9 protein-coding genes and 1 riboswitch are annotated in these 12589 nt (G+C 44.6%); of the genes, 6 read left to right on the top strand and 3 right to left on the bottom strand.

What is annotated here, in order from left to right:
- The first annotated feature begins 1237 nt into the window (after positions 1-1237).
- The gene (locus Q4Q46_RS10975) at positions 1238-2002 is read left to right on the top strand and encodes a hypothetical protein (RefSeq protein WP_311905947.1); all 765 of its coding nucleotides are present in this window, start codon (positions 1238-1240) and stop codon (positions 2000-2002) included.
- A 550-nt stretch (positions 2003-2552) separates the two neighbouring features.
- On the opposite strand, the gene Q4Q46_RS10970 is transcribed toward Q4Q46_RS10975, so the two are convergent.
- Positions 2553-3548, bottom strand: a complete 996-nt coding sequence (locus Q4Q46_RS10970) for a class 1 fructose-bisphosphatase (protein ID WP_311905946.1) — start codon at positions 3546-3548, stop codon at positions 2553-2555.
- Between the two features lie 266 nt (positions 3549-3814).
- On the opposite strand from Q4Q46_RS10970, the gene Q4Q46_RS10965 reads away from it, so the two are divergent.
- Positions 3815-6130, top strand: coding sequence for a S9 family peptidase (locus tag Q4Q46_RS10965; RefSeq protein ID WP_311905945.1), 2316 nt, complete (start codon positions 3815-3817; stop codon positions 6128-6130).
- Between the two features lie 96 nt (positions 6131-6226).
- Here the strand turns inward: Q4Q46_RS10965 and arcA are convergent, their stop codons facing one another.
- Complete coding sequence (arcA, locus tag Q4Q46_RS10960) at positions 6227-6943, bottom strand: two-component system response regulator ArcA (RefSeq protein WP_006080127.1); 717 nt, start codon at positions 6941-6943, stop codon at positions 6227-6229.
- A 588-nt stretch (positions 6944-7531) separates the two neighbouring features.
- Between arcA and Q4Q46_RS10955 the strand changes: the two genes are divergently transcribed.
- The 3 genes from Q4Q46_RS10955 to Q4Q46_RS10945 all read left to right on the top strand — a co-directional run bounded on the left by Q4Q46_RS10955 (position 7532) and on the right by Q4Q46_RS10945 (position 10871).
- Positions 7532-7966 (top strand): DUF3293 domain-containing protein, encoded by a 435-nt coding sequence (locus Q4Q46_RS10955; RefSeq protein WP_006084167.1) that lies wholly within the window; start codon positions 7532-7534, stop codon positions 7964-7966.
- 101 nt (positions 7967-8067) lie between these two features.
- Positions 8068-8242: riboswitch (Lysine riboswitch) on the top strand.
- Between the two features lie 150 nt (positions 8243-8392).
- Positions 8393-9748, top strand: a complete 1356-nt coding sequence (gene lysC, locus Q4Q46_RS10950; RefSeq protein ID WP_063881752.1) for a lysine-sensitive aspartokinase 3 — start codon at positions 8393-8395, stop codon at positions 9746-9748.
- A gap of 1 nt (position 9749) precedes the next feature.
- Positions 9750-10871, top strand: coding sequence for a succinylglutamate desuccinylase/aspartoacylase family protein (locus Q4Q46_RS10945; protein WP_311905944.1), 1122 nt, complete (start codon positions 9750-9752; stop codon positions 10869-10871).
- A 103-nt stretch (positions 10872-10974) separates the two neighbouring features.
- Here Q4Q46_RS10945 and Q4Q46_RS10940 read toward each other — a convergent pair whose 3' ends face one another.
- Positions 10975-11940, bottom strand: coding sequence for a zinc transporter ZntB (locus Q4Q46_RS10940; protein WP_012588585.1), 966 nt, complete (start codon positions 11938-11940; stop codon positions 10975-10977).
- A gap of 197 nt (positions 11941-12137) precedes the next feature.
- Here Q4Q46_RS10940 and Q4Q46_RS10935 point away from each other — a divergent pair, with 197 nt between their 5' ends.
- Positions 12138-12512 (top strand): YacL family protein, encoded by a 375-nt coding sequence (locus tag Q4Q46_RS10935; protein WP_311905943.1) that lies wholly within the window; start codon positions 12138-12140, stop codon positions 12510-12512.
- Positions 12513-12589: the final 77 nt, after the last annotated feature.

Here is a 12589-nt window from a genome sequence, read left to right as displayed (position 1 = left end):
GATCAAAGTCGTGGGGCTTCACCCCACACCCGACCAAGGAGGACTGCTCGTCCTATCCTCCTTGGATGCTCCATGACGCCCCTAGCGAAGTTACATGCATTGATTAGTGGCTTCGTGCTTATTCGAAAATCGCTAACGCTTCCGATGGTACATCCTCTATTTGTTAAACCAAGAGTCCGAAAGCTAACTCGGCATCCATGCCTCGCTCACGTGATTTTCTTCAACGCCCTTCTGCAACTTCGCAGGGGATGTGTATTCCTGTAGCTAAATTGTTAGCTATCGATCTGAAAAGAGTTATGCCTGTTCCGTATTTTTCTTTTAATATGCCATATTTTCATTTTTTTATACCTTAACAATAAATAATTCTAAAGTATTATTTCACGAGATGAAAAATAAAGATAAATTGTAAACGTTCAGTAAGAAATTCTTTTCAGATGCAAATTGATTTCTTCAGGCCTAGTTTTTCCTGTGCAGTATTAAAGGGATTTTATGTCAAAATTATTTCGTCAGCAGGTAGTCGACGAACAAAAGCAGCGGCTCTATGGAGATATATATTTAGCACAGCTACTATCGATATACACTATTATCGGTTGACATGGTATAAGTTATGAAGCCACCTTTTGATGATCAATGTCCATATTGCGGTTCAAGGGATACCAGTATTATTTGGAGTTTATTAGCGACTATAACTTTCCCGATTAACTTAGTGTTCTCATTTTTAATTGGAGTGCAACTATTTTCGATAAAAATGGAGTGCAATTCTTGCAATAATAAATTTGATAATAAAAGGTAGTATAACAAATTAAATAAAATATTTAACACATAGGAAGTATCTAATTACAAATGAAAGTCAGAGCTATTTGCAAGATGAAATGGAGTGGTACATCTATCTATGAAACGTTAAATTCTATTTTAAACTCAAAGTATAAATCAATTCTTAAAATAGTTAAAAGTAACAGGGTTGTGCTCTCTGTATAGTGCGTAAATTAAATTAATCCAATATAAAAACTTTTAGAAGAATGTATGTAGAAAGAAGCCATCATGCAAAAATGACCAGTTAGATGTGTTAGTTATGGAAGAATTAGTCACTGGAGGAAGTGTTGGGCCGAGTATGTTTTGGCAGATGCACCTAAACTTGTATGTCGTCAAGATCCTTGGGATGGTGCTACATATCACTTTTAATTAAATCTGCATCACGTATTTAATAGATAAATACTTGATATGTTTAGAGGTGCTCATGTACAACATCTTAATATACGGATTTATTCTACTCATCTTTCCAGTTACACTATTTGCAGACGAAAATATTTTTTATAAAGAAAATACAATTTATTACAATAGCGACATTAATCAAAACGGTTTCGACATTGTTAAGAATATCCACTCTAAACATAAAAATATTACCCGAGTGAAATTAAATAGTTTTGGTGGATATACTGATGTTGCCATTGTTTTTGCAAATTGGATTGTAAATGAAAATTTAGATGTTGAAGTTGATAAATACTGCATATCTTCATGTGCTAATTATCTTTTCTTAGCAGGTAACCATAAATATTTAAGCGAAAAATCATTTCTTGGCTGGCATGGTGGGAATATTCAATTAAAAAATGAAGCATTAACACCAATAGACATCCATACGATATTGAACTTTTCAAATAACTGTAATAGCAGTTTATTATCTAGCCTAGCCTTAATCACACCAATAGACAAGGTTATAGATGAATGTCTTTTCTTTAAAAAAATTGAAGTAAGTATGCTTATCACTATATATGGTCAAGTTAAACCAGCTATTTTCTATAGGGATAGAGTGCCGATGTGGAGTTATACCGCCGAAGCTCTGGAATATTTTGGAGTGAAAAACATAGTTTTATTAGATAATATTTGGACTCCAGAAAAAATCATCAACGGTAAGTTAGTTAGTTATTTCGAGTTGAATGAGATAGAAAAGCAAGTTACAATTAATAAATTTATAGCTGATGCATTTTACAGAAAACAAACATAGTCTTATGAAAAATTCATGGTAAATTTATTCATGGAATATTATTGATTAAATTATCCCATAAAAATTAAAGTGAAAAGGTGGAATGGTTTCATTAACTTCAAAGTTAGACCACTTACCAATCGGAGTCAGTATGTACCTCTATACAGTAATGATGATGCCATAGAGCAATAGAAGAAAGATGGGACAGGCACGAGTTTCTGGGATTAACAGTCAACATCGAGGTTACAGAAGTTCATCTTCCCGTGCGAAGTTGCTGAAGGGCGTTGAAGAAAATCGCGTGACGCAGACAGGACGTCTGCGTAGCTTTCGGGGGGAAGGGACGTCCCATCGGAAGCGTTAGCGATTTTTGAATAAGCACGAAGCTAGTATCTAATGCATGTAACTTCGCTAGGGTCGCCGGGGGATTTCCAAAAGGGGAATAGGCGTTTTTTCCCTTTTGGTCGGGTGTGGGGTGAAGCCCCACGACTTTCTCGGCCGTAAGGCCGTATAAAAACTAAAAAAGCCACTATAATCAGTGGCTTTTTTAGTTTAAGCGTTAACAACGCAAGAATTACACTTCTGGATTGGGCTCTTCACTGTAATCAATACCGTGATAGCTCAGGCAAGCGTCGACTTCATTGCTGCTGCCTAGGATGACGGCAACACGTTGGTGAATATGCGTTGGGGTAATGTCTAAAATAGTTTCATAACCCGTTGAGGCTTTACCGCCTGCTTGTTCGACTAAGAAGGCCATTGGATTGGCTTCGTACATCAAGCGCAGTTTGTACGGTTTTTTCGGATCTTTATTGTCTGTTGGGTAGGTGAAAATACCGCCACGTGATAGCACGCGGTGTACGTCGCCGACCATGGCCGCAATCCAGCGCATGTTGAATGATTTTTCGCGTGGGCCAATTTTACCGAGCAGTAAATCGGCAATATAGGTCTGCATTGGCGCTTCCCAAAAACGTTGGTTCGACATGTTAATGGCAAACTCTTGGGTCTCTGGGCTAATGCTCATGGCGGCGTTAGTCAGTAAAAACTCATTGGTTTCTGGGTGCAAAGTAAAGAGTTGCACACCTTGGCCAGTGGTTAATGCCAGCATGGTCGATGGGCCATAAAGTACATAACCTGCGGCTAATTGCGCACGGCCAGATTGTAAAAAGCTGGTTTCAGTCAACTCGCCACCAGGGGCGGGCAGGATAGAGAAAATCGTGCCGACTAACGAGTTGATATCAATATTAGATGAGCCATCTAGGGGATCGAAACACACTAGATATTGACCATTTTGGCTGACTTCAACCACATGATCTTCTTCTTCCGACGCCAAACCGCGCACTGTACCGGCAGCTTTTAATGCATCTTTGAGCATGTCGTTGGTGATGATATCCAGTTTTTTCTGGGTTTCACCTTGGACGTTTTCTTGCTCAGTCGCGCCTAACACGCCTGCTAGCGCACCGTGGCGAACGGCATGGCTAATGGCTTTTGAGGTGTCGGCTAAGGTTAAAATTAGCTGGGAGAGGGAGTCGTTCACTGCCTGTGAGGTCAGGTGCTGGGCCAGAGTCTGCATGTTATGTCCTTTAGAGGTTCAACAATGAGGTCAATTTCGTTATTTGCCGCGAATGATAACTCAGTTAGTCGACAATTTCAGCGATGTTGCTGATGCTTTTAGCGAATATTAGGGCTTTTAGGGATTATTTGGACTGAGCCGACGAGATGCTCCTAATTTGTATCTGTATATTGCATGCTATTTCTATTTGGGGTTTGCCTCTGGCACAATGTCGGCTTGTTTTTAATCGCTGACATCTTAGGCGATTATACTTCCAAGGAATAATAATGATTAAAAATAGGTTAACTTGGTTCCCTGCGCGCTCGCTTAAGGTGCGCGCCGTTCCCCTACTGATAGCGAGCCAAATAGCCATGATTTCGACAGCTATGATTTCAACAACCACCCCAGCTTTGGCAATGGAAGGCGGCAAACTGCCATTGACGATTGAGCGAATGAATGCCTCGCCCGCCTTAGCAGGCACCAGTCCCCGTGGTTTAAAATTGTCACCCGATGGGCTGCGCGTCACCTATCTTGCTGGCCGTAAAGACAATCAAAGTTTTTATGATCTCTGGCAGATGGATGTCAAAAGCGGTGAGTCGAGTTTGCTATTAAACGCTGATAAACTCGCGACCAATGAATTATCCGATGAAGAAAAAGCCCGCCGCGAGCGCCAACGTATTTATGGTGAAGGCATTATGGAGTACTTCTGGGCCGATGATAGCCAAGCGCTATTAATTCCGGCTTCTGGCAATCTGTATTATTTTTCCCTCGTCGACAATAGCGTGACCCAATTGCCGATTGGTGAAGGGTTCGCCACAGATGCACGCTTATCGCCCAAGGGGCATTTTGTGTCTTTCGTGCGGGATCAAAACTTGTATGTGTTAGATCTGGCGACGAAAAAACTCCAAGCTATGACGACCGATGGCGGCGGGGTGATTAAAAATGCCATGGCCGAGTTTGTCGCTCAAGAAGAAATGGATCGCATGACCGGTTACTGGTGGGCGCCCGATGAATCGGCTATCGCCTTCACCCGTATCGACGAATCTGCGGTCGAGCAAGTGACGCGCAATGAGATCTATGCCGACGGCATTAAACTCACCGAGCAGCGTTATCCTGCCGCAGGTAAAAACAACGTCGACATCGCATTAGGTGTGGTCACGCTAAAAGATAAGGCCATCAATTGGGTGAGCCTGCGCGAAGAGAATAGCAAAGACAAGAGCAAAGACATTTACCTGCCGCGTGTCGATTGGTTGCCCGATAGCAAATACTTGTCGTTCCAGTGGCAGAGCCGCGATCAACATCAGCTCGATTTGCAGTTAGTGGCGTTAGATGCACTGACTAAGCCAAAAACCTTAGTGAAAGAACGCAGTGATGCTTGGGTAAACCTCAATAACGATCTGCACTTCTTAAAGCAGCAGTCTGCCTTTATTTGGGCGTCTGAGCGTGACGGCTTTAATCATCTGTATCTTTTTGACTTAAAAGGCAAACTCAAAACGAAATTGACTCAGGGCGAGTGGGCTGTCGATGAGTTGGAATACATAGATGAAACCGCAGGCTGGGTGTATTTCACCGGCCGCAAAGACACGCCAATCGAGAAACAGCTTTATCGCGTACCTTTAGCGGGCGGCAAGGTTGAGCGCGTGAGCAAGCAAGCGGGGATGCACAATCCTGTTTTCGCCGATAATCAGAGTGTCTATCTCGATTATTTCAATAGCTTATCTCAGCCACCGCAAATCAGTTTACACGGTGACAAGGGCCAGCAATTAGCTTGGGTCGAGCAAAATGCGGTCAAGCAAGGTCATCCTTTATATGACTATGCGGGACTATGGCAAATCCCTGAATTCGGTGAACTGAAAGCCGAAGATGGCCAAGTGCTGCAAACCCGTTTATTCAAACCCGTTCCCTTCGATGCAAGCAAGAAATACCCTGTCGTAGTGCGGGTTTATGGTGGGCCACACGCACAGTTAGTGACCAATAGTTGGAGCGAGCAGGACTACTTTACCCAGTATCTGGTGCAACAAGGGTATGTGGTATTCCAATTAGATAACCGTGGCAGTGCCCACAGAGGCACTCAGTTCGAGCAGGTGATTTACCGTCATTTGGGCGAAGCTGAAGTGAATGATCAAAAAGTGGGGGTGGAGTATCTGCGTAGCTTAGCCTTTGTCGATGCCGATAATGTGGCGATTTACGGCCACAGTTACGGTGGTTATATGGCCTTGATGAGTTTATTTAAGGCGCCGGATTACTTTAAAGCCGCGATTTCGGGCGCACCTGTGACCGACTGGCGCTTGTATGACACCCATTATACTGAACGTTACTTAGGTCATCCCGAAGGTAATGAAAAGGGTTATGAAGCCAGTAGCGTGTTCCCTTACGTGAAAAACTATCAAGCGGGTCTATTGATGTATCACGGCATGGCTGACGATAACGTCTTGTTTGAAAACAGCACTCGGGTTTATAAAGCGCTGCAGGATGAAGGCAAATTATTCCAGATGATCGATTATCCGGGCTCTAAACATTCGATGCGTGGCGAGAAAGTGCGTAATCACTTATACCGCTCATTAGCGGATTTCCTCGATAGGCAGTTGAAAAACGCCAAATAGCAGGCATAAAAAAACCAGATCCTAGGATCTGGTTTTTGTGAATTGATGCTTATCGAATCAATCCTGTTGCTAATGCGAGTGTCGCTTAGCGGGCAATTAGCCTTCTAAGTTACCGCAAAAGCGATAGCCTTCACCGTGAATAGTCGCGATGATTTCTGGCGTATCTGGCAAGCTTTCAAAATGCTTACGAATACGACGGATAGTCACGTCTACAGTACGATCGTGTGGCTTAAGTTCACGGCCAGTCATTTTCATCAGTAGATCGGCACGAGTCAAAATTTTGCCTGGGTTTTCAACAAAGTGCAGCATAGCGCGGAATTCGCTACGTGGCAGTTTGTAAGACTCACCCTGCGGGCTCACTAATGAACGGCTGTTGATCTCTAAGCTCCAATCGTTGAAGCGATAGTATTCTACTGAGCTCTTTTCTTCGACTTCGGCACCAGCGCTGTTGACGCGAGTCAGAAGGTTACGAGCACGAATCGTCAATTCACGTGGGTTGAACGGCTTGGTAATATAATCGTCCGCGCCAATTTCAAGTCCAAGGATTTTGTCGACTTCGTTGTCACGACCTGTCAGGAAGATCAGACCGATGTTGTTGATTTCACGTAGTTCACGTGCCAACAACAGGCCATTCTTGCCTGGCAAGTTAATGTCCATAACGACCAAGTTAATTTTGTTTTCCTGCATAGCCTTATGCATTTCTGCGCCATCATTGGCCTCAGTTACCACATACCCTTCTGCCTCGAAAATACTTCTCAGCGTGTTACGGGTAACGGCTTCATCTTCAACGATCAGAATGTGCGGATTTTGCATATTATTTACCTAAATTTTAATCAGTTTATACTAACCAATAAGAGCAACTTACTTCGGGCTCTTATATTCATAAAAGCGTTGATACTTCCTTGAACTGCTTTGTGCTCAAAAGGAAAATCTTTACGGTGACATCTATATCTGGATGTAGATTAAGTGCACGTTTAAGTGTAATACGAGAAAACGTAATCAGTACCAACTTCGATAAGCAATAGTTAGAATAAGTTCCTTAACTATTGTTTTTTTTAAATGTTTAAAAGACAAATCAAATGTAGAACACATTTTAAACAGATGCCCGGTCAGTTCACGTTACTTAAAGCGATATATGTAACAAACTGTATTGAACGATAAGCATCTTGCTCAATCTGTTTCAACTCACCAGTACGTACATTGTACTCGTTTTAGTCATTTGTTAACAAATGAAATGTTAACAAATTTTAGGTGAGTCGGGGTTTTTACCATGATATTTACTTTAGCTATTGATTAGTATAACTAATGTATTTGCCATTCCTGTGAGCCAGTTCACGCCTCTTTGGATTTTACAATCACTCTGCTACACTAGCTTGGGTTCATTTTTCGATTAGACTACCAATGGACAATACGACTCAAGATTTGTGGCAATGTTACCAAGCGCCGTTATTTTTGCTGACTCAAGCATTATCCTGTGATTTTTCCTTTGCTGTTATTACCGCTCATAATCCCGCTTCAAAGCTGCTTTCTCCCAGTCAAAACCGTTTACTCGATCGCCAACTTCTCCGTGAAATTGAATTACTCGGCAGTCCCTATCGTGCTTTAGTGGGCGCGGCGCCGGATTTATCCCACATGGAAAAAAGCTGGGCCGTGTTTATCGATAGAACGATGGCGCTGCAATTGGGGAAGAAATTTAATCAATACGCGATTTATGTGGTCGAACAAGGGGATGTTAGCTTAGTGCCTTGCACCTTGGCCGGACATGATGAAGTGTGTTTAGGCAAATTTAGTGATTATGTGCAGCTGGTATACGAGTTACCCGATTTAAGCACTTAGTTGTTTTAAAAAGATTTTATTTAAATTATTCATTTGTTATGAAATTAGCATTGACTTCATTAGGGGTTTATTGCTACTTTTTTCGTCCCTTTCCCTAGGAAAGGAACAGAAGAGGAGCGTTAACTAGGTAGTCGGTCAGAGGAGCACAAACTCCAGCGATGACTGATGAGGGAGATTAACGCCGAGGCATAGATATGGTTGCTGCATGTTTATGTCGGTCGCTCAGGCTGAATCCTGACGATTGTCACCTGTAATTGGTGGAGAGCTTCTGGTGACGATTGCTGTTTCCCTTCTTTTGGGGTGCGTTATCATTGAGCACCAGGCTCTTCGAACGAAGTTAGTTCGGAGTGTGATCATGTTAGTTAATCAATATTTTATTCAATCTGCGTTTATTTCTTGCCCTACGTGTTTCACGGAGGTGCGCTAATGTCCCTCGTTGTCGCAAAATTTGGTGGCACCTCAGTCGCCGACTATAACGCTATGAATCGCTGTGCCGACATAGTGTTAGCTAATCCTCATTGCCGTTTAGTCGTGGTCAGCGCATCGAGTGGCGTGACCAATCTGTTAGTGGAATTGACTCAAGAATCCATCAACGACGATGGTCGATTACAGCGATTAAAACAAATTGCCCAAATTCAATACGCGATTTTAGATAAGCTCGGTCGTCCTAACGATGTGGCCGCCGCATTAGATAAATTATTGAGTCGCATGTCAGTATTGAGTGACGCGCTCGCATCACAACGCAGCAAAGCGACCATGGATGAGTTGTTGTCCCTCGGTGAGCAATGTTCTTCGGCGTTGTTTTCAGCAGTCATCCGCGAGAAAGGTGTTAACTCCAGCGCCTTCGATGTACGCCGAGTATTACGTACCGACAGCCACTTTGGCCGCGCGGAACCTCAGGTTGAGCAGATTGCGACTTTAGCTCGTGATTATCTTCAGCCACTATTAGCGGAACAAGTGATTGTCACACAAGGCTTTATCGGTGCCGATGAAGCAGGTCAAACGACCACATTAGGCCGCGGTGGTAGTGATTATTCTGCTGCGCTGTTAGCCGAAGCGCTACGCGCCTCAGCGGTCGAGATTTGGACCGATGTCGCAGGGATTTATACAACCGATCCTCGCCTTGCGCCCAATGCCTTTCCGATTGCCGAGATCAGCTTTAATGAAGCCGCCGAGATGGCGACCTTTGGTGCCAAGGTATTGCATCCTGCGACCATTCTTCCTGCTGTTCGTCAACAAATTCAAGTGTTTGTGGGTTCAAGTAAAGAGCCTGAAAAGGGCGGGACTTGGATCCGTCATCAAGTGGAAGATGCGCCCGTATTCCGCGCTGTGGCTTTGCGCCGCGACCAAACCCTGTTAAATCTTCACAGCTTGCAAATGTTGCATGCACAGGGCTTTTTAGCGGAAACCTTTGCGACATTGGCGCGACATAAGATCAGTGTGGATTTAATTACCACCTCAGAAGTGAACGTGTCTCTAACCCTCGATAAAACTGGCTCAGATTCAAGTGGCCAAGGTTTGTTGAGTGAGGCATTGTTGCAAGAATTATCACAGCATTGCCGGGTGCGCGTCGAAGACGGTTTGGCCTTAGTGGCGATTATCGGTAACCGCATCGCGACCACGCCAGGTATTTGTCGCCGTGTGTTTGAAGTGTTAGAACCACACAATGTGCGGATGATTTGCCAAGGCGCCAGCCCACATAATCTGTGTGTGTTAGTGGCAGAATCGGAAGCGGCGCAAGTGGTGAAATCGCTGCATCAAAATCTGTTCGAAGGCGCTTAATATGCTGCCGACAACATCGTCTCTGCAAATTGGCGAGCTTGCCGCAGGGCAAGCGCTTACCTTGCCTATTTACCATTTTAAGCCGAGCGACGATAAGGCGACTGGCCCCAAAGTGTATATTCAGGCCAATGTCCACGGCGCTGAAGTGCAAGGTAATGCGGTGATTTATCAGTTGATGAAGCAGCTCGAACACTGTGACATCCGCGGCGAAATCACCTTAGTGCCGCTTGCCAATCCTCTTGGGATCAACCAAAAAAGTGGTGAGTTTACCCTTGGCCGATTTGATCCTATTACGGGGGCGAATTGGAATCGTGAGTATTTGAATCAGGCTATCGATTTGCCGACTTGGTATAGCGAACATGCCAAGCTGAGTGATAGCGAGCTGATCCAAGCTTATCGTAGTACTTTGGTTGAAGCTTGTCAGCAAAAGTTGCGGCATGAATGGGGCATTACAACCGGGCATAGGCTTGCGGTTAATCTGCAGATTATGGCCCACGGCGCGGATATAGTGCTCGATCTACATACGGGTCCTAAATCCTGTAAGCATTTGTATTGTCCTGAATATGACTTAGCTGCCGCGCAGTTTTTGTCGATCCCTTATACGCTTGTTATCCCCAACACCTTTGGTGGTGCTATGGATGAGGCGGCGTTTTGTCCTTGGTGGCAATTAAGTGATTTTGCAAAAGCGCAGGGGCGAGATTTAGCCGTTGCTGTGTCAGCGTTAACCTTGGAGTTGGCGAGCCAAGAGCGCGTCTGTCTTGAGGATGCGTTGGTTGATGCCCAAGGGATTTTGGCGTATTTGAGCCACCGCGGCGTGATCGCTGAAACTGTTGCGCCCGCTAAAATGCAGCGCTTTGGTTGTTACCTTAAGGACTATAAAAAGTATCACGCGCCAAGTTCAGGGTTAGTGGAATACCTCGCGCCAGTGGGTGAACCATTGACTGCGGGACAGCCCTTAGTGAATTTACTGCGAATGGATTTATACGGTACAGTGGATGAGCTAAAGACGCTCAGTTTGCCCCAGGACTGTGTGCCGATTTTGCACTTTGCTTCGGCGTCTGTGCACCAAGGAACAGAGCTTTATAAAGTCATGACTCATGTGTTTGAGTTGCCGACGACATAATCGCCCGCTTAGAGCATAAGCATTAGCTCATAACATTCAGCTTATAAGAATGAACGAAAACAACGCCAATCCTAATCGATTGGCGTTGTTGTTTTTAAGGATGCTATAACCACTTAAATCGATAAAACAGTGCCATTTGTAGGGCGACGAGTGAGATTAATATGCCGCAGAAGGTGGCGAAGGCCCATGTGTTGTCGGCGCCCGGTATGCCGCCAATATTGACTCCGAGTAAGCCCGTTAAAAAGCCCAATGGTAAGAAGATGGCCGACACTAAAGATAAGAAATATAAGCGCTTATTGAGCTGCTCCGATTGCTGACTGAGTAATTCTTCCTGAGTCACATTCGCCCTATCGCGCAGGGCATCGAGATCTTCAATGGTGCGGATAAGCTTATCGTTTGTTTCCCTGAGCTTAAGTCGCTCAGAATCGTTAAACAGACTAACTTGCTCGGAAATCATTTTTGAAAAGGCTTCACGCTGGGGCGCTAAATAGCGGCGAATGGCGACAGTTTGGCGGCGCAGTTCGGCGATATCGGTGCGTAGGTCTTTTACATTGCCTGAGACAACGAGCTCTTCTAAATCAGAGAGTTGTTCTTCTAACTTATCGATGAACTCGACTTTACGGTTAGTGAGTCGCTCGCAGACAGCGACGATAAAGTCGCCCGTAGTTGCAGGCCCATTTCCCTCAAGGATCAGCTCGGCGACATCTTTGACCGACTGTAACTCGCGATCGCAGGTGGATATGATCCGCTGTTTATCGGCATAAATACGCACGGCCACCATGTCTTCGGGAGCTGAATTGGGGTTGAGGTTGACGCCGCGTAACGCGAGCAATATGCCTTCGCCGGCGATAACGGCGCGGGGGCGAGTATCTTGGGCGAGTAGGGCATCACTCTCGACCTTCGGCAGGCCGCTATTGAGTATCCAGTGGCGCGCCTTTTTATTGCGATAGCGAAGGTGCAACCAGAGTAGACCATCCTGCGGATCCCATTTTTCGATCTGTTCTAAGCTTAAGGTGGAACCCGCTTGGGCGCCGCTTAGCACTAAACTGTAGATAAATCCTTCGTGCATATCGCATTCCATATAACTTTCAAAATCATACAAACAAGCTAACTGATTTTACCGCGAAAATGAAGTCAGTACTCGTGCTTAACGGATATGAGGCCAACGCTAATAGAGTTAAATCGGCTGTGCTGCGGGAGGCGAGCAACTTCGGCAAGGATAGGTTAAAATTAGCGTTAGTAGGCTTAGAGCAAAGAGACAATAAAATGGAATACGAATTTCGGCGTAACAGTTTAACCGGCACTTTTCTGGCCAGCTTTAGCATGGATCATGAAGTGCTGGGGCAATGGTTTACAGAAGAATTGGGGCCTGAGTTAGCCAAAATTCAGCAAGTGTTAGACATGATTAAAGAAATTCAAACCGATAAACGAGGTGCATGGCGTCTCGTCGGTAATGATTTCACCTTAGAGTTAGAGCGTGAGCAGGCGCGGGTGTTTGCGAATACGTTAGGTTTCGAGCAAGAGTATGAATTAGAAGAGGCGATGTCACTCTATGATGCTGAATCTGAAGCCTATTGTGGCTTAGAGGATTTTGAGCTGGCGCTACTGAGTTGGCAGCAGTTTGTCGAGAAAGGTCTGTAATCATCCATTTAAATCCTATTCGATAAAAACATAAAGGCAATCATGGGATTGCCTTTATTGTTTGCGCCATACCTCGC

This window comes from Shewanella vaxholmensis (genome assembly GCF_031932135.1).
GTDB lineage: Bacteria > Pseudomonadota > Gammaproteobacteria > Enterobacterales > Shewanellaceae > Shewanella > Shewanella hafniensis.
This window is presented reverse-complemented; position numbering and strand designations above follow the sequence as displayed.